19 protein-coding genes and 1 pseudogene are annotated in these 17186 nt (G+C 69.8%); 12 read left to right on the top strand and 8 right to left on the bottom strand.

Annotated elements, in window-relative coordinates; genetic code table 11:
* Positions 1-8 precede the first annotated feature (8 nt).
* A complete protein-coding gene (locus ACIO52_RS29040; protein WP_218716689.1) occupies positions 9-761 on the top strand; it encodes an amino acid ABC transporter ATP-binding protein in 753 nt (250 codons plus the stop codon).
* Positions 762-807: 46 nt separating this feature from the next.
* Here ACIO52_RS29040 and ACIO52_RS29035 read toward each other — a convergent pair whose 3' ends face one another.
* Positions 808-1446 (bottom strand): MerR family transcriptional regulator, encoded by a 639-nt coding sequence (locus ACIO52_RS29035; protein WP_402648293.1) that lies wholly within the window; start codon positions 1444-1446, stop codon positions 808-810.
* 104 nt (positions 1447-1550) lie between these two features.
* Here ACIO52_RS29035 and ACIO52_RS29030 point away from each other — a divergent pair, with 104 nt between their 5' ends.
* Positions 1551-2501 carry a hypothetical protein gene (locus tag ACIO52_RS29030; protein WP_402648290.1) on the top strand — a complete coding sequence of 317 codons (951 nt, stop codon included), beginning with the start codon at positions 1551-1553 and terminating at the stop codon, positions 2499-2501.
* Positions 2498-2947, top strand: coding sequence for an ABA4-like family protein (locus ACIO52_RS29025; RefSeq protein WP_402648288.1), 450 nt, complete (start codon positions 2498-2500; stop codon positions 2945-2947). Before ACIO52_RS29030 ends, ACIO52_RS29025 begins: the two co-directional genes overlap by 4 nt.
* A 104-nt stretch (positions 2948-3051) precedes the next feature.
* Here the strand turns inward: ACIO52_RS29025 and ACIO52_RS29020 are convergent, their stop codons facing one another.
* Positions 3052-3606, bottom strand: a complete 555-nt coding sequence (locus ACIO52_RS29020; RefSeq protein WP_402648286.1) for a hypothetical protein — start codon at positions 3604-3606, stop codon at positions 3052-3054.
* A gap of 129 nt (positions 3607-3735) precedes the next feature.
* Positions 3736-4644 (bottom strand): LysR family transcriptional regulator, encoded by a 909-nt coding sequence (locus ACIO52_RS29015; RefSeq protein WP_402648284.1) that lies wholly within the window; start codon positions 4642-4644, stop codon positions 3736-3738.
* Between the two features lie 94 nt (positions 4645-4738).
* Here ACIO52_RS29015 and ACIO52_RS29010 point away from each other — a divergent pair, with 94 nt between their 5' ends.
* The 3 genes from ACIO52_RS29010 (at position 4739) to ACIO52_RS29000 (ending at position 7222) form a co-directional block, all read left to right on the top strand.
* The gene (locus ACIO52_RS29010; RefSeq protein WP_402648281.1) at positions 4739-6091 is read left to right on the top strand and encodes an FAD-binding oxidoreductase; all 1353 of its coding nucleotides are present in this window, start codon (positions 4739-4741) and stop codon (positions 6089-6091) included.
* Positions 6092-6158: 67 nt separating this feature from the next.
* On the top strand, positions 6159-7046 hold the full coding sequence (locus ACIO52_RS29005) for an SPFH domain-containing protein (RefSeq protein ID WP_402648278.1): 888 nt from the start codon (positions 6159-6161) through the stop codon (positions 7044-7046).
* 5 nt (positions 7047-7051) lie between these two features.
* Entirely contained in the window at positions 7052-7222 is a 171-nt protein-coding gene (locus tag ACIO52_RS29000) for a hypothetical protein (RefSeq protein WP_218716672.1), read from the top strand.
* 8 nt (positions 7223-7230) lie between these two features.
* Here ACIO52_RS29000 and ACIO52_RS28995 read toward each other — a convergent pair whose 3' ends face one another.
* Positions 7231-8265 (bottom strand): LuxR C-terminal-related transcriptional regulator, encoded by a 1035-nt coding sequence (locus ACIO52_RS28995; protein WP_402648275.1) that lies wholly within the window; start codon positions 8263-8265, stop codon positions 7231-7233.
* A 104-nt stretch (positions 8266-8369) separates the two neighbouring features.
* On the opposite strand from ACIO52_RS28995, the gene ACIO52_RS28990 reads away from it, so the two are divergent.
* Together ACIO52_RS28990 and ACIO52_RS28985 are read left to right on the top strand one after the other, a co-directional pair.
* A complete protein-coding gene (locus ACIO52_RS28990; RefSeq protein ID WP_218716674.1) occupies positions 8370-8663 on the top strand; it encodes a hypothetical protein in 294 nt (97 codons plus the stop codon).
* An 87-nt stretch (positions 8664-8750) separates the two neighbouring features.
* Entirely contained in the window at positions 8751-9305 is a 555-nt protein-coding gene (locus ACIO52_RS28985) for a hypothetical protein (protein ID WP_218716675.1), read from the top strand.
* Here ACIO52_RS28985 and ACIO52_RS28980 read toward each other — a convergent pair.
* Complete coding sequence (locus tag ACIO52_RS28980) at positions 9302-10156, bottom strand: class I SAM-dependent methyltransferase (protein WP_402648273.1); 855 nt, start codon at positions 10154-10156, stop codon at positions 9302-9304. The two genes, ACIO52_RS28985 and ACIO52_RS28980, sit on opposite strands and share 4 nt — an antisense overlap.
* Positions 10157-10441: 285 nt before the next feature.
* Here ACIO52_RS28980 and rpsA point away from each other — a divergent pair, with 285 nt between their 5' ends.
* Both rpsA and ACIO52_RS28970 read left to right on the top strand, forming a co-directional pair.
* Positions 10442-11914, top strand: a complete 1473-nt coding sequence (gene rpsA, locus ACIO52_RS28975) for a 30S ribosomal protein S1 (protein WP_218716677.1) — start codon at positions 10442-10444, stop codon at positions 11912-11914.
* A 126-nt stretch (positions 11915-12040) separates the two neighbouring features.
* Positions 12041-13582 (top strand): annotated as a pseudogene (locus ACIO52_RS28970) (phospholipase C).
* Between the two features lie 55 nt (positions 13583-13637).
* Here the strand turns inward: ACIO52_RS28970 and ACIO52_RS28965 are convergent.
* Positions 13638-13856, bottom strand: coding sequence for a hypothetical protein (locus tag ACIO52_RS28965; RefSeq protein ID WP_218716679.1), 219 nt, complete (start codon positions 13854-13856; stop codon positions 13638-13640).
* A 158-nt stretch (positions 13857-14014) separates the two neighbouring features.
* Here ACIO52_RS28965 and coaE point away from each other — a divergent pair, with 158 nt between their 5' ends.
* A complete protein-coding gene (coaE, locus tag ACIO52_RS28960; protein ID WP_316574085.1) occupies positions 14015-15220 on the top strand; it encodes a dephospho-CoA kinase in 1206 nt (401 codons plus the stop codon).
* 119 nt (positions 15221-15339) lie between these two features.
* Positions 15340-15771, top strand: a complete 432-nt coding sequence (locus ACIO52_RS28955; RefSeq protein WP_218716681.1) for a hypothetical protein — start codon at positions 15340-15342, stop codon at positions 15769-15771.
* Between the two features lie 60 nt (positions 15772-15831).
* Here ACIO52_RS28955 and ACIO52_RS28950 read toward each other — a convergent pair whose 3' ends face one another.
* The gene (locus ACIO52_RS28950) at positions 15832-16332 is read right to left on the bottom strand and encodes a DUF402 domain-containing protein (protein ID WP_374104827.1); all 501 of its coding nucleotides are present in this window, start codon (positions 16330-16332) and stop codon (positions 15832-15834) included.
* 59 nt (positions 16333-16391) lie between these two features.
* Positions 16392-17012, bottom strand: a complete 621-nt coding sequence (locus tag ACIO52_RS28945; protein ID WP_255587014.1) for a DUF402 domain-containing protein — start codon at positions 17010-17012, stop codon at positions 16392-16394.
* Positions 17013-17186 lie beyond the last annotated feature (174 nt).

Raw genomic sequence — 17186 nt, 5'->3', positions numbered from 1 at the left:
CGCCGCCGATGGTGCTCGCCGATCGGGTGTGCAAGAACTTCGGCGCCCTGAAGGTGCTCAAGGGCGTCTCGCTGGAGGTGCCGCGCGGCAAGGTGCTGACCCTGGTCGGGCCCTCGGGTTCGGGCAAGTCGACCTTCCTGCGCTGCATCAACCACCTCGAGCAGGTGAACGCGGGACGGCTCTACGTCGACGGTGATCTCGTCGGCTACCGCGAGAAGAACGGCAAGCTCTACGAGATGCATCCGCGCGACGCCGCGGTCCAGCGCCGCGACATCGGGATGGTGTTCCAGCACTTCAACCTGTTCCCGCACCGGACCGCCCTCGAGAACATCATCGAGGCGCCGACCCAGGTGCGCGGCCTCCGCAGAGCCGACGCGATCGCCAGGGCCGAGGAGCTCCTGGAGCGGGTCGGGCTGGCCGCCAAGCGCAACGCCTACCCGGCGCAGTTGTCGGGCGGTCAGCAGCAGCGGGTCGCCATCGCGCGGGCGCTGGCCATGGACCCCAAGCTGATGCTGTTCGACGAGCCCACCTCGGCGCTGGACCCCGAGCTGGTCGGTGAGGTACTCACCGTGATGCGCGAACTCGCCGACTCCGGCATGACGATGATCGTGGTGACCCATGAGATGGGCTTCGCCCGCGAGGTGGCCGACGAGCTGGTGTTCATGGACGGCGGTGTGGTCGTCGAGTCGGGCCCGCCGCGCGAGCTGCTGGCCAACCCCCAGCACGAGCGCACCAAGGCTTTCCTGTCGCGCCTGCTCTGAGCAGCACAAAGACCGATGGCCCCGCGGATATCCGCGGGGCCATCGCTCATTCCTGGCGGTTCTTCAGCTGTTCCAGCGAGACCTGGGCCTGGGCGATGCGCCGGATGGCGGCCATGGCGGTGTCACCGAGGACGGTCAGCACCACGACGGCGTCGATGATGTCGTCGCGCCCGCCCGCGGCCAGCGCGGTCGCCACGTCGTTGTCGGCGATCACCCGCGCACCGTCGAAGTAGCTCGGCAGCGCGGTGGTGCCCCAGTCCTCGTAGCCCAGCTGGGCCAGCCGCACCAGGACCGAGGTGAGGATGTCGATCGGCCCGGGGCTCGGCTTGGCGTCCCAGCCACGGCGGTCCATCTCCGCGCGCACGGTGGCCGCGGCGCGCTCCCATTCGGCGTCGGCGGCGGGCGGCGGTGGTGCGGTGATGCTGTCCTGCACCACGCCGAGCAGGCTGAACATGGGCAGGTCGGGGGAGTCGACGGCGGCGAGCACTTCGCCCACGGTGGCCACCGGCAGCCCGCCGACCTCGATCAGCGCGCGGACCAGCCGCAGCCTGCGCAGGTGCTGTTCGCCGTAGCTGGCCTGGTTGGGCCCGGTCCGCTCGCCCGGCGGGAGCAGGCCCTCACGCAGGTAGTACTTGATCGTCGCGAGCGCGATCCCGCTGCGCTCGCTCAACTCTGAGATCCGCACAGTTCACCTCTGCTTTCGGCCGCCCCCTTGCTCACCCTGGATACAGCGGATAGTCTAACTATCCATAACGGATAGTGAAGCTATCTATCTCTGGGAGATTCGTCATGTCTGTCCTTTCGTCCCTCGACGCGCTGCCCCGCAGGCAGTCCGGACTCCACCGCCCCCTGCTCTCCTTCGCCGCGATCAACGCGGTCCTGGTCGTCGTCGGGCTGGTCGGGATGCTGGTCGACGACCGGGTGATCGCCGGGTCGACCGCCTGGTTCAAGCCGACCAAGTTCGCGATCTCGTTCGTGCTCTACAGCGTCGCGCTGGCCTGGCTGATCTCGTTGCGGCCCAAGGTGTCCCGGCTCACCTCGGCGATGGCGACGGTGATCGTCGTCGCCGGCGCCATCGAGCAGCTGATCATCTTCGGTCAGGTGGTGCGCGGCACCCGCAGCCACTACAACATGACCACCACGTTCGATGCCGTGCTGTGGGTCACCATGGGCAGCACCATCCTCGTGCTCTTCCTCGCCACCATGGTCATCGCGGCGCAGCTCTCGTTCGCCAGGTTCGGTGACCGGGCGACCACCTGGTCGATCCGGCTCGGTCTGGCGATCACCTTGGTCGGGCTCGGCCTGGGCAATCTGATGCCGAACCGCGAATCGGGCGTGACCGACATCGCCGGCGCGCACACCGTCGGCGCGCCCGACGGCACGCCGGGCATGCCGCTGACCGGCTGGAGCACCACGCACGGTGACTTGCGTATTCCGCACTTCTTCGGCATGCACGCCCTGCAGGTGTTGCCGCTGTTCGCCGCGCTGCTGCTCATCTTGGCGCCGCGCGTTCCGGTGTTCGCTTCCGTGCGTGCCCGCCTCGGGCTGGTCTGGACCATGGCCTTCGGCTACGCCGCGACGCTGGCGCTGCTCACCTGGCAGGCCCTGCGCGGCCAGCCGCTGATTCATCCCGACCGGGTCACCCTGACTGCGGCCGCGGCGATCGGCACCCTCGTCGTCGCCGGAACTCTCGTCTCGCTCGCGAGCGCGACCCTCACCCGACAGGCGGTCACCGCATGAGCACGCTCTTCGATCTCTCGTTCTTCGTCACCGTGCCCTTCTGGGCGCTGATGATCCTGGCGCCCACCTGGCGCCACACCCGGACGATCATCGGCTCGCCGTGGATCGTGTTGCTGCCGTTGACGATCTGGGCGATCGTGGCCGTGCCGGTCCTCGGCGCGCTGTGGTCGTTGGTCACCTCGCCGTCGCTGGACGCGATCACCGCCGCCGTCGCCGACCCGGCCCTGCTCACCGCGCTGTGGGCCCAGATCATCGCCTGGGACCTGTTCCTCGGCCGCTGGATCTACCTCGACAGCCGCGAGCGCGGGATCTCCCCGCTGCTGATGGGCCCGCTGCTGGTCGCCACGATCCTGCTGTCGCCCATCGCCTTCCCGATCTACCTCGTGGTGCGTGAGGTGGCGGGTAAGACAGTGGCCGTGGCGCACCAGGATTCGATCCCCGCATGACGACCACGGCCCGGGCCGTGCCGGTCCGGGCCGGTCGTTTCGTACCGCGCGGTCAGTCGAAAATCTCTGGGCGCGCGACGAATCTCTCCCTCACTCGATCCCGCTCACATTCCCGCGGCGATGAACCCGCCGATGACACCACCGATCACGCAGCCGACCACCGCGCCGACCAGGAAGAACCAGATCCCGATCAGAATGCCGACGGCGCACCCGATCGCGACGCCGGCGACGATGGAGCCCGTCGTGGCGGCCTGATGCAGGCCGAGCACCGCGGGTGCGGTCGCCGTCGCGGCGGGCGCGGGCGCAGGCGCGCTGACCGGGGTGAGGGTCAGTACCCGCGCGCTGCTGTCGAGCGCGGGCGCCACGGTGACGCTGTGCCCGGTCGCCATACGCAGGGTCGTCGGAATGGCGCCGACCACCGCGCCGTTGTCGGCGAAGACGGTGACCGTGCCGTCGCCGAGCGCGAACCGTCCCGCGACGAGGTCGATCGTCGCCGTCGAGTGGTCCGCCGCCAGTGTCGTCGTGTAGGCCAGTGGCCCGTCGATCGCGTTGAAGGTCAGATCCTGGCCCACTCGGGCCTGTCCATTCGCCATAGCCGTGCTGACACCGGTGGCCGCGATGGCGAATATCGCCGTTGCCACCAGTTTGTTGACGATCATTGTTTCGTCCTTTGTCCGATACTTTCGTTGTCGCCCCCCGACAGCGGCACCGGATGTCTGAATTATCCGCTCTGTCCGATGGTGATGTCCAGATCAAAAGGCCAGTTCACAGCGGGTTTCTGGGCTGTTTCAGCGGCGGCCGAGGGCGATGCGCAATTGGCCGAGCAAGACCTTGGCCGCCGGTCCGCCGGGGCGATCGGTGCGCCAGGCCAGCGCGAGCCGCCCACGGATCGGCGGGTCGACGATGGCCAGCGCGCGCACGCCGAACGCCTTCGCCTCGTCCTCGGTGAGCGCGGGCACGACCGCGGTGCCGAGACCGTGGGCGGCCAGCCGCAGCAGCAGCGGGGGAGCGGCGGCCTCGAAGGCGATGTCCGGGGTGAAACCCGCCGCAGCGCAAGCTCTTTCGAATACGCCCCGCAGGCCGGTGCCGCGCGGGAGACAGATCAGGCGATGTTCGGTCAGCGCGGACAGGCTGATCGTGCCCGCCGACTCGCCGGGGTCGGCGGGCGCGTCGCCGGCGACGGCGGCGACCACCGGCGTCTCCAGGACCACGTCCAGTCCGATGCCGGGACTCGGTGCGGCGCCGGTCAATCCGACCAGAGCGATGTCCAGCTCGCCACGCTCGAGGGCGGCCAGCATCCGCTCGGCGGTGTCCTCGGTGAGGCTGATCCGCACCTGCGGGTGATCGTCGTGGAAGTCGGCGAGCACGCCCGCGACATCGAATTCCTCGGTGGCCGCGCCGGAGATCACGCCGAGCCGCACGTGCCCGCGTAGCAGCCCGGAGAATTCCTGCACGGTCTCGCCGATCCGGTCGGCCGCCGCCAGGGCGGCCCGTGCGTGCGCGAGCACCGCCGAGCCGACCTCGGTGGGCGTCACCGACCGAGCGCCCCGGTGCAGCAGTGGCTGACCCAGTTCGCGTTCCAGCTGCCTGACCTGGGCGCTCAACCCCGGCTGCGTCAGATGCAGACGCTCGGCCGCACGCGTGAACCCGCCCTCGTCGACGACGGTGACGAAATACCGCAGCTGCCGCAGTTCCATGCCGGGATTCTAGCGAAGTGCATAACTGATATTTATCGAAGCAAGAAGAGTTATCTGTTGTACTTCTATCAGCGGCGGCGGCACAGTCGAAGGCATGACCGACAACGCAGCGCAGACCCTCGAATCCCTGCCCTTCACCGGCCCGGTCTTCACCCCGGCCGACCCCGGCTACGCCGAGGAGGTGGCCGGGTTCCAGACCGCCTACACCCATCGCCCCGCCCTCGTCGTCGGCGCGGTGCATGCCGAGGACGTCCGTGCCGCCGTGGAATACGCCGCGCGGCAGGGTCTTCCGGTCGCGGTGCAGGCGACCGGGCACGGGCTCTCGGTGGCGGCCGACCGCGGCGTGCTGATCACGACCCGCCGGATGGACGCCGTCACCGTCGACCCGGGCGCGCGCACCGCGCGCGTCGGCGCCGGGGTGCGGGCGGGCGCCCTGATCGAGGCGGCGGCCGCGCACGGGCTGGCGCCGCTCACCGGTTCCTCGCCGTCGGTCGGCGTCGTCGGGTACGTGCTCGGCGGCGGCCTCGGCCTGCTCGCCCGGGAATTCGGTTATGCCGCAGACCATGTGCGCTCGATCGACCTGGTGACCGCCGACGGCCGCAGGCGCACGCTCACCCCCGCCGACGAGCTGTTCGGCGCGGTGCTCGGCTCCGGCGGCAACTTCGGCGTGGTCACCGCGCTGGAGCTCGAACTGGTGCCCGTCACCGAGGTGTACGGCGGCCGGCTGATGTTCGACACCCCGCTGGTCGACACGGCGCTCGAGACGTGGCGGCGGTGGACCGCGACGCTGCCCGACACCCTCACCTCGACGATCGCGGTGCTCACCTTCCCGGACATCACCCCGGTGCCGGAACCGTTGCGCGGCAGGCACGTCGCTTCGATCCGGATCGCCTTCGACGGCCCGGCCGAGGAGGGGCAACGGCTCGTCGCCCCGCTGCGCGCGATCGGCGAGCGGATGCGCGACGACCTGCGCGTGCTGCCGTACACCGAGTCGCACGCCATCCACAGCGATCCGGATTTCCCGCACGCGTACGCCGCGACCAACGCGCTGCTGTCCGAGCTGACCGGCGAGGCGATCGCGGCGCTGCGCGCGCAGACCGCGCCCGGTGGACCCGTCGAGGCCGTCGTCGACATCCGCCACCTGGGCGGGGCGTTGCGGCACGGCGGCCCGGCGGTGGACCATCGCGACGCCGAGTACCTCGTGCGGGTGATCACCGGCGCGCAGGGCGACGCCGCGCCGACGGGCCTGGCCGCGGTCCGGGAAGCGCTGGCGCCCTGGACGATCGGGCACAGCCTGAACTTCCTCTACGGCGCGGGTGCCGCCGCCGACGCCGCGCAGACCGAGGCGGGCTACGCGCCCGACACCTACGCCCGGCTGACCGCCGCGAAGTCGAACTACGACCCACGCAACATGTTCCGCTTCAACCGCAATATCGCGCCCGCGTAGCCACGGCTTGTCGATACGCCCGATGTCTACTATCTTCGTGATATCACTCAGATATCGGGAGGATGTCATGGAGCTGCGGTCCGCATTCCGCGTCAACGGGTTCGTCGTCTTGCTGGGGTGGCTGGTGCTCACCCTGGTGTTCGGCGCCGCCGCCGTGTTCGCGTTCATCGCCGCCACCCAGCACGACGGTGGGGCGCTCGCCTGGGCGGGCGCGGTCGCCGCGGCCGTGCTGGTGCTGGTGCTGGCGGTGCTGGCCACCGGGTTGATCATCGTCAACCCCAACGAGGCCAAGGTCGTCACCTTCTTCGGTCGCTACGTCGGTTCGGTGTCGGACCCCGGGTTCTTCTCGGTGCTCCCGCTCACCGACCGCAAGTCGATCTCGTTGCGGGTGCGCAACTTCGAGACCCAGAAGCTGAAGGTCAACGACGCCGACGGCAACCCGGTCGAGATCGCGGCGGTCGTCGTCTACAAGGTGGTCGACAGCTTCAAGGCCGCCTTCGCGGTCGACGACTACGAGGAGTACGTCGAGACCCAGTCCGAGGCGGCGGTGCGGCACCTGGCCACCACCCACCCCTACGACGCGCACGACGATTCACGGACCAGCCTGCGCGACGGCGCCGAGGTGGCCGAGGAACTCACCGAGGAGCTGCGCGCGCGCACCCTCACCGCCGGCATCGAGGTCATCGAGGCCCGGATCACCCATCTGGCCTACGCGCCCGAGATCGCCCAGGCCATGCTGGTCCGCCAGCAGGCCGCCCAGGTGGTCGCCGCGCGCACCCAGATCGTGGAGGGCGCGGTCGGCATGGTCGGCCTGGCGCTGGACCGCCTCGCCGCGGCGGGCACCGTGGAGCTCGACGAGGAACGCAAGGCCGCCATGGTCTCGAACCTGCTCGTCGTCCTCTGCGGCGACCGCGCCACCCAGCCGGTCGTGAACACCGGATCCCTCTACGCCTGACCGCCATGACGGTGCCGAAGAAGGAACCCAAGAAGGTCCTGCTGCGGCTCGACCCGGCCGTCCACGAGGCCATCGCCAAGTGGGCGGCCGACGACCTGCGCAGCGTCAACTCCCAGATCGAATACGCCCTGCGCCTGGCCCTGGAGCAGGCAGGCCGCAAGCCGCGATCGACATAGTGGTCGCGTCAGGTGCTGCCGAGGACTCGGGTGAGGAGCCGTTGGCGGGTGCGGGTGGCGGATTTGGCCAGGATGGCTTTGACGTGGTCGTTGACGGTGTGCTCGGACAGGACGAGTTCGGCGGCCAGCTCGCGGGAGTCGAGGCCCGTGGCGAGGAGGGAGAGGACCTGGGATTCGCGGGCCGAGAGGCCGTGCGCGCGGGCGAACAGGTCCAGGCGTTCGGCGGCGGTGCTGGGTTGCAGGGCGACGGCGATGTCGTGGTCGCCGAGGCGATCGGCCTTCACGGTGAGCCAGCGGTTGCCGCCCAGGTGGATGCGGGCCGACGCGGGGCCGATGGGGGTGCCCGCCTCGGCGGCGAGCAGGGCGGCCCCGGCGTTGTAGACCGAGGCGGGGACCGGCGGGATCGGTTCGTCGGGTGGCAGCAGACGGAGCAGGGATTCGGCGGCGGCGGCCGTCTGGGAGCGCACGCGCAAGGCGTCGTCGAGTAGGACGACCGCGGGGCCCAGCGGGGGCAGCTGCGCGTCGGATTCGACGAACCCGGCGCCGACCGTCGCGCGCAGCGCGGTCGAGACAGCCGGCGTCAGGGTGGCGAGTTCGGCGAGTTCGCTTCTGGTGAAGGGGGATTCGTCGACCCGCAGCAGCTCCAGAAAGCCCCAGCAGCCGTAGCGGTCGGCGAAGGTGACGGTGGCCGAATCGGTGACGCCGAGCTCACGCTGGGCGGTGCGCCACAACAGTGAGCGGTCGGGTTCGCCGCCGGTGGCGTCGAGCAGGGAGTGAGCGCCGGTGCCGCGCAGGGTGTCCCAGCGATTGAGCGGGGTGAGATAACGAGCCCGGATCAGTTCCGGCAGCCGCGCCAGCTCGAGCCCGGGCACATCGGCCAGCGGTGCCGTCGCGACCGCGGTGACCGGGTCGGTGAGCGCGAAGACATGACCGGTGAACGGCATCGACAGCCGGATCTCGGCCAACACGAGTTCACGTAGTCGTTTGGCGGCATGATCGGCACGGCACAGCCGGCTCACCCGGTCGGCCAAGGCGCTCGGCACCGGCTCAGTCTACGGCGAAAAACCCCCAGCATCAGGGATGTCGGCCGGGCATCGATCGGGCCCACACTCGAGTCATCCCATTCGACCCGGCCACGGAGGCGATCATGACCACCACCCTGCACATCGACAACACCGTGCGTGACTACGACACCTGGAAGGCGGCCTTCGATCAGTACGATCGCTTCCGCGCCGACCACGGGGTCCGCACCTACCGCGTCGGCCGCGTCGAGGGCGATCCCGGCCGCGTCCTGGTCGACCTCGACTTCGACGACCGCGCCGCCGCCGCGGCGTTCCGGACCGCGCTGGCGCCGGTGCTGGCCACCCCGCGCAGCCGCGCGATGGTGACCGATCACCACTCCTGGCTGGTGGAGTTGGTCGAAGAACGCATTTCCGCCTGAGTCGCGACTTCTCCCGCGCACGGGCACAACCGAACTCGTCCGCGCCGGTAAGTTGTCCCGGTGCCCATCTCGTTCGACATTCCTGGAATGCAGCAGTTGGACAACACGACCTGGGGGAATCCGGCCACTCGTGATGTCGTCGCGTTGACCTATGTCGACGGCGCGCCCGACCTGCCCGCGCGGCTGCACGATCTGCCGCGGCTGCGCAGGCGGCTGGCCGAGCACCACGCCCGCACCGGCTGTCTCATCGAGGCGTTCGTGGTCTGGGTCGACCAGCTGCCCGCGCTGCTGCGCGTGGAGAAGACACAATTGCCGGGCCCGCGGGGCGAGCTCGTCTTCGCCGCCTCGATCGTGGTACCGAAGGATCGGTGCTCCGCGGTGTTCCAGATCATCTGTCCCGAGACCGGGGTGCCCGGGCTGCGGGAGTCCTCGATCGGTGCGCAGGTCCACCGCAGTGAGATGTGCCCGCCGCACCCGTACGCGCCGGGGCTGCGCGGTCGTCTGCCCTATCTGCTGTCCGACGACGTCCGCTTCGACGCCGTGTTCCCCGATCACGCGCTGACCAGGGCCCGCCGCTGGGTCGCCGAAACCGTGCCCAACGTGCGGGTCGACCCGGCCTTCGCGGCGCTGCCCGAGTTCTAGACGCGCGGCTTCTCGGTGATGAAGATGGCGGTGCCGGGGAAGATCTCCCCGCGCAGCGGCGACCACTGACCCCACTCCCGGTCCAGCCACTCCGGCCAGTCGGGTTCGACGATGTCGAGCAGTGTCAGGCCCGCGCCGACGATCTCCCGGACCCGGTCGCCGATGGTGCGATGGTGCTCGACATAGGTGGGCGCGCCGTCGCCGTCGACCTCCACGTACGGGGTCCGGTCGAAATAGGGGATGCGCGCGACGAGGCCGTCCTCACCGGGATCGTCGGGGAAGATCCAGCGCATCGGGTGGTTCACCGAGAACACCCAGCGCCCGCCCGGGCGCAGCACGCGGGCGACCTCGCGCATGACCAGCGCGGAATCGGCGACGAACGGGACACCGCCGAAGGCCGAACAAGCCAGATCGAAGGAGGCGTCGGCGAACGGCAGCGCCTCGGCGCCCGCTTGGACCAGCGGCACCCGCGGCCCGCCCTGCGCCATCGCCGCCACGCCCCGCTCGAGCATCCCCATCGACACGTCGAGGCCGACCGGATGCGCGCCCTGACCGGCCAGCCAGCGCGAACACGGCGCGGAACCGCAACCGATCTCGAGCACGGACTTGCCGGTCAGCTCGCCGAGGAACCCCATATCGCCTTCGTGCAGGCCCTCCGGGCACCAGACGAACTCGCCGCCGGGGGAGTCGACGCCGAGGAAGTCGGCGTGGGTCTGGTGGTACTGGTCGGCATCGGCGTCCCACCAGCGCCTGCTCGCGCGTTCGCTGTCCGCCGAACCGATCTTGGTCCGGGTGGTCGCGGTGGTTCCCAGCAGCGCGTTGGCCTGCGCGTGGCGTTCGTCGTCGGACACGGCGACCAGGGTATCGGCGGGGTGGAGGGGGTGGTTTGCCCGGCTGGACTCGGGTCGCGTACGCTGAGGCACGCGAGTGTCTTTCGAGGAGCGCTGTGCGCCGGGGTTGAATGCGTACGGTATCCGATGACGGAGTCGCCCGTGCTGAGTTCGATCACCAGCAAGTGTGGCGGTCCGTGCGATACTTACCCGGTATCCTTCGTCGCCTCGTCGCGGTGATCTCGCAGCGTACCGAAAGTTCCAATGTCCGCAACCGACCACAATCCGTCCGGAGCAAATCCACATATGCCCACCACCGTCACCTCGCCGCAGGTAGCCGTCAACGACATCGGCTCCGCCGAGGATTTCCTCGCCGCCATCGACGCCACGATCAAGTACTTCAACGATGGCGACATCGTCGAGGGAACCATCGTCAAGGTCGATCGTGACGAGGTCCTGCTCGACATCGGTTACAAGACCGAAGGCGTCATCCCCTCCCGTGAACTCTCCATCAAGCACGATGTCGACCCCAACGAGGTCGTTTCCGTGGGCGATGAGGTCGAGGCCCTGGTTCTCACCAAGGAGGACAAGGAAGGCCGCCTGATCCTGTCGAAGAAGCGGGCGCAGTACGAGCGCGCGTGGGGCACGATCGAGGAGCTCAAGGAGAAGGACGAGGCCGTCAAGGGCACCGTCATCGAGGTCGTCAAGGGCGGCCTGATCCTCGACATCGGCCTCCGTGGCTTCCTGCCCGCCTCGCTCGTCGAGATGCGTCGTGTCCGCGACCTCCAGCCGTACGTCGGCAAGGAGATCGAGGCCAAGATCATCGAGCTCGACAAGAACCGCAACAACGTGGTTCTGTCGCGTCGCGCCTGGCTCGAGCAGACCCAGTCCGAGGTCCGCTCCGAGTTCCTGCACCAGCTGCAGAAGGGCCAGGTCCGCAAGGGTGTGGTCTCCTCGATCGTCAACTTCGGTGCCTTCGTGGACCTGGGTGGCGTCGACGGCCTGGTGCACGTCTCCGAGCTGTCCTGGAAGCACATCGACCACCCGTCCGAGGTCGTCGAGGTCGGCAACGAGGTCACCGTCGAGGTTCTCGACGTCGATCTGGACCGCGAGCGCGTCTCCCTGTCGCTCAAGGCGACCCAGGAAGACCCGTGGCGTCAGTTCGCCCGGACCCACGCCATCGGCCAGATCGTGCCCGGCAAGGTCACCAAGCTGGTTCCGTTCGGTGCGTTCGTGCGCGTCGAAGAGGGCATCGAGGGCCTGGTCCACATCTCCGAGCTGGCCGAGCGCCACGTCGAGGTCCCGGACCAGGTTGTCGCCGTCGGCGACGACGCGATGGTCAAGGTCATCGACATCGACCTGGAGCGTCGCCGGATCTCGCTGTCGCTGAAGCAGGCGAACGAGGACTACCACGCCGAGTTCGACCCGTCGAAGTACGGCATGGCCGACAGCTACGACGATGCGGGCAACTACATCTTCCCCGAGGGCTTCGATCCCGAGACCAACGAATGGCTCGAGGGCTTCGACAAGCAGCGTGAAGAGTGGGAAGGCCGCTACGCCGAGGCCGAGCGTCGCCACAAGATGCACACCGCTCAGATGGAGAAGATGGCAGCCGACGCTGCCGCCGAGGCCGCCAACGGCGGTCCCGCCTCGGGCAACTACTCCTCCGAGAGTGGCAGCTCGCAGGCCTCCTCCGGCCCGGCCGAGTCCGCCGGCGGTTCGCTCGCCAGCGACGCGCAGCTCGCGGCTCTGCGGGAGAAGCTCTCCGGCAACGCCTGATTCGGGTAGAGCAGTACCGAAGGCCCTGGTCCACACGGACCGGGGCCTTCGGCCTTTCCCGGGTCCGGTGGAGTAGTGTCGGCGCCGATCGCTCCGTCCCCTCCTCGGGAAAGGTGCTCCATCGACATGAGTTCTGGTCCCTTCTCCGGCCTCAACCGGCGACAGTTCCTGGCCAAGGCGATGGCCGCCGGCGCCGTGGGCACGCTTGCCTCCTGGGCGAATCCGATCATCGACCGTGCCTTCGCCGCCGACCCCGCCGGGCTGGGCGGGCTCGGCGACATCGAGCACTTCGTGCTGCTCATGCAGGAAAACCGGTCCTTCGACCACTATTTCGGCACCCTGTCGGGGGTGCGGGGATTCGGTGAGGCCTCGGCGTCGTGACGCCAGTACGGCTGGTCGCCCGGAATCGGGCCCACCGCAGACGGTTTCGTCGAACCGTTCCGGCTCGACACCACCCGTGGCGCTACCCTCGACGGCGAATGCATCAACGACCCCGACCACACCTGGCCGGGCATGCACCAGGCGTTCAACCACGGCCGCAACGACGGCTGGATGCCGATGTCGGTGGCTTCGGTCGGCCCGGCCAACGCCCCCGCGGCGATGGGTTACTACCTGCCCGAAGACATTCCGATCCACACCGAGCTGGCGCAGGCGTTCACCCTCTGCGACAACTACCACTGCTCGGTGCTCGGCCCGACCGACCCCAACCGGCTGTACTGGGTCAGCGCCACCATCGATCCCGACGGGCTGGCCGGTGGCCCGCTGGTGGAGACGCCGACGCTCATCCCCAAGAACGTCTACAGCTGGCGCACCTACCCGGAGAACCTGTCCGAGGCGGGCGTGAGCTGGAAGATCTACAGCAACCGCGATGTCGGGCCGGCCTCGTCGATGATCTTGGACGGCATGATGGGCTGCTTCACCCAGGCCGCCGACCCGAACTCCGAGCCGGCCCGGCGCGGCATCGCGCCGGTGTACCCCAACGACTTCCAGGCCGACGTCGCCGATAACACCCTGCCCGCGGTGTCGTGGGTGGTGCCCTCGGTGCTGCACTGCGAGCACCCGGCCCTGCCCGCCGCGTTCGGCGCGCTCGGGATCGTGCAGCTGCTCGACATCCTGACGTCGAATCCGGCGGTGTGGGAGAAGACCGCGCTGATCATCAGCTACGACGAGAACGGCGGCTTCTTCGATCACGTCGTCCCGCCGACGCCGCCCCCGGGCACGGCCGGGGAGTTCCTGACCGTGCCGCTGGACCGGGTGCCCGCCGCCGGGGGTATCGCCGGGCCGATCGGCCTCGGTTACCGAGTGCCGTGCCTGGTGGTCTCGCCCTACAGCCGCGGCGGGCTGGTCGCGTCGCAGACCTTCGACCACACCTCGCAACTGCGGCTGCTGGAAACCCGGTTCGGGGTCGACGTGCCGAACCTGACCGCGTGGCGGCGCGGCGTCACCGGGGACATGACCTCGACCTTCGACTTCGTGGCCGCGCCGAACGCGACGAAGCCGGTGCTGCCCGACCCGCGGCCCAAGGCGGACGCGGCGGTCGCGCAGTGCGGGCCGAACATCGCGGCGGGCACCCTCGGTCAGGGCGCGCCCTATCCGGTGCCGCCGAACACGATGCCGACCCAGCAGCCGGGCAGCAGGCGTGCGCCGAGCGGACTGGTCGGAGTGTGACACGGCGCGGGCCCGGCGATGATCGCCGGGCCCGGTGCGCGCTGTCGCGGGAGAGTCAGCTCGCGGCGGCGGGGACCCAGTAGCCGGCGGCGGCGGCCATGCTGGGCCGTTTGCGCATCGCGGCGAAGCTGTGCCGGGCGGGGGAGATCAGGGCGGTGAACCAGGATCGGCGGTATTCGGCGAGAGTCGCTGCGACAGCGGGGTGTTCGATGCAATGCACACCGCCGGGCATTCCCAGGCGGTGGCGAGCCGTCCGGTGGTCTGTGGTGCCCATGATTATCCTTCGGTAGCTGGAGCTGGCCTTCTCGCCAGCGCGAACATTAATCCACGCGACTCGCCCGACCTCGGATTTGCGCCGGTCGGCGCCTGGGCGTGTCGGAAAGAATCCGAGGCCGGGGACCACACGGCGCGGCGTCTGCGAGACTGGGCCCCATGTTGCGGATCGGCCTCACCGGAGGCATGGGAGCGGGTAAATCCACAGTGGCGCGGACCCTGGTCGAGTGCGGGGCGGTGCTGATCGACTCCGACGCGATCGCCCGCGAGGTCGTCGCGCCCGGCACGCCGGGCCTGGCCGCGCTGGTCGAGGCGTTCGGATCGGGCATTCTCGCCGCCGACGGCAGTCTCGACCGGCCCGCGCTGGCCGCGGTCGCCTTCGCCGACGACGAGTCCCGGGGCAAACTCAACGCGATCACGCATCCGCTGGTCGGCGCGCGCACCGCCGAGCTGATCGGCGCGGCGCCGGAGCAGGCCATCGTCGTGCAGGACATTCCGCTGCTCGTCGAGAACGGGCTGGCCCCGCTCATGCAGCTGGTCCTGGTGGTCGGCGCCGAGATCGAGACCCGGCTGCGCAGGCTGGTGGAGCAGCGCGGGGTGGCCGAGGCCGACGCGCGCACCCGGATCGCCGCGCAGGCCACCGACGAGCAGCGGCACGCGGTCGCCGACGTGTGGCTGGACAACAACGGCGCCCCCGAGATCGTCGAGGCCCAGGTGCGCGCGCTGTGGACCGAGCGACTGGTGCCGTTCGAACGCAATCAGCGCGAGGGCGTCCGCGCCGGCGCCCCCTACCGGCTGGTGCCCGCCGATCCGGACTGGGCCGCCCAGGCCCGCCGGATCATCGCCCGGCTGCACCTGGCGTGTGGCGCGTCGGCGGTGCGGATCGACCACATCGGCTCGACCGCGGTGCACGGTCTGCCCGCCAAGGACATCATCGACATCCAGGTGACGGTGGCCGACCTGGCCACCGCCGAGTCGCTGGCCGACGCGCTGGCCGGGGCCGGGTTCCCACTCGCGCCGTCGGTCACCCACGACAACCCGAAGCCCACCCCCGGCGACCCCGATGGCACCGACCTGGCTCGCTGGGGCAAGCGCCTGCACGGCAATGCCGATCCGGCCCGTCCGGCGAATATCCATCTGCGCGTGCAGGATTCGCCCGGCCAGCAGTTCGCGCTCGCGTTGCGGGACTGGCTGCGCCAGGACGAGGACGCGCGTGCGGCGTATCTGGTGATCAAGCGCGAGGCCGAGCAGGCGGCGGCGGGCAAGACCGGGGAGGCGGCGGCGCAGGCGTACTACGCGGTGAAGGAACCGTGGTTCGACGCGGTCTATCCGGTGGTCACCGAGTGGGCTGGGGCGCGCGTCTGACCCGAGACCAATCTGTTAAACATCAATGTTTCAAAAAGTGGCCGAACGGCGTCGCGCGCTGGGTACATTGTGCCGAGTCACCAGCCGGTGACTCGGTTCACAGGGAAGTTGTAGCGCGTATGACAACACATCACCGTCAGTTCGGCCGTGCGGGCTTCGGCATCACCGCACTCGGCGCCGTCGCCGCCAGCGTCGTGCTGGCCGCACCGCAGGCCTCGGCGTGGGTCGGCAACCTCACCGTGGCTGGGTCCGACCACAAGGTCGGATGCAGCTACAAGCTGACCGCCAGCGTCGAGGTCGATCGGCTGACCTCGGTGAAGTTCACCGACAACGGCGTCGACATCCCGGGCAGCCCGGTGTCGCCGTCGCTGCTCTCGGGCACGGTGAGCATCACCTGGAAGCCCACCACGGCGGGACAGCACAAGCTCGAGGCGCGGCAGCTGCTGATCAGCGACTCGATCACCGTCACCGTGGGCGAGGCGGCCGCGACCGGCAGCGCGGGCTGCGGCGGCGGCCTGGCGGATCTGTTCCCGAGCCTGTCGGCCGGCTGATCCTCCCCGAGCGGAAACCGCCCCGATCTCACTACCGGAGGTCGGGGCGGTTTCGTCGTTTCAGCGCCAGGTCAGGGTCATGCCACGGGTGGCCAGCCAGGCCTCGAGCGAGTGCCCGTGCGCGGCCATCCCGTCGATCGCGGCGGTCGCGTGCTCGATCGCGGCCTGGCAGTCCGCCGCGTCGAGCAGGCCGTCGGCGTGCGCGGCCAGCAGCTCGTCGACATCGACCAGCTCGACCTCGCGGCCCGTGCGCACCAGCAGATCCAGGTAGTGATCGACCGACTTCCACAGCGTGGCCGACTCGCGGGTGAACGCCCCGACATCGACGTAGACGTCCTGCCAGCGCTCCACCCCCGGATTGTGGTGGAACTTCGTCGCCCGCAGCGAGAGCTCGGGCAGCACCCACGATTCCAGGTAGTGGAAATTCGGATGGTCGGAGTGCCTGCCCATGTACAGGCCCCACGGTTGCTCCCGGTAGACCTCCACCGGCCGGACGAACCCCTTCGGATCGGTGTTCGTCCGCGCCGCGACGTCGAAGTACTCGATCTTGGGCGGATGCACGTGCACGGTGGAAGCCTGCGTCATGACCGGAAAATCTACCGGTGGCCGGCCGGGCCCGCTCACATCCAGGTCAGGGTGATCTCCCGCGAGCGCAACCACTGCTCGACATCGTGGTCGTTGGCGGCGAGGCCGTCCAGGACGGCCGCGGCCCGGGCGAAGGCGCGATCGGCCTGGGCGGTGTCGACGTGACCCGCGGCGTGGGCGGCCAGCAGCTCGCCCGCACCGCGCAGGGTCGCCGACCGGCCGCGGCGGACCGCGATGTCGAGGAAGTAGTCGGTGGCCTGCCAGCGTTTGGGCCCGACCTGGACGAACTCGACGATGTCGAGGACGTAGTCGTGACTGCGGTGGTGGCCGGGGCGATCGTGCTCGATGGTGGCGCGCACGGCGGGTCCGGGCAGCAGCCAGGACTCCTCGTAGCGGCCGCGCGGCCGGTCGACGGTGCGGGCGAGGTAGACGCCCCACGGCTGCACCTCGTACCGGTCGACGGGCCGGATGTAGCCCTTGGCGTCGGTGCTGGTGAGTTCTGCCACGTCGAAGTACTCGACGCGGGGGCGGCCCGGCGGCGGCGCGGTGGGGGTGGTGACCGGCGGCGGCTGCGGGCCGCGGATCTCCCGTGCGAAGTATCCCGCGAATCCGGTGACCGCCGGAGCCGCGACGAGCAGAGGAAGCAGTGCGCTCATGGCCTTGTCCTTCACCACGTGCCGATGATCAACTCAGGGTACGCCCGGATGTGCGTCACGCGCCGTGTCTGCTGGACCACATTGCTGTGAATATCCTTGGGACATGGGACTTTTCGGACATCGCTGCCGAATGCTCCGAAGTTGCGGTGGCGCGGCTGGATGATCGCGGGCACG

Source organism: Nocardia sp. NPDC087230, assembly GCF_044744725.1.
Taxonomy (GTDB): domain Bacteria; phylum Actinomycetota; class Actinomycetes; order Mycobacteriales; family Mycobacteriaceae; genus Nocardia; species Nocardia canadensis.
Note: the sequence above shows the minus strand (reverse complement) of the source record. Positions and strands in the feature narration are given on the sequence as shown.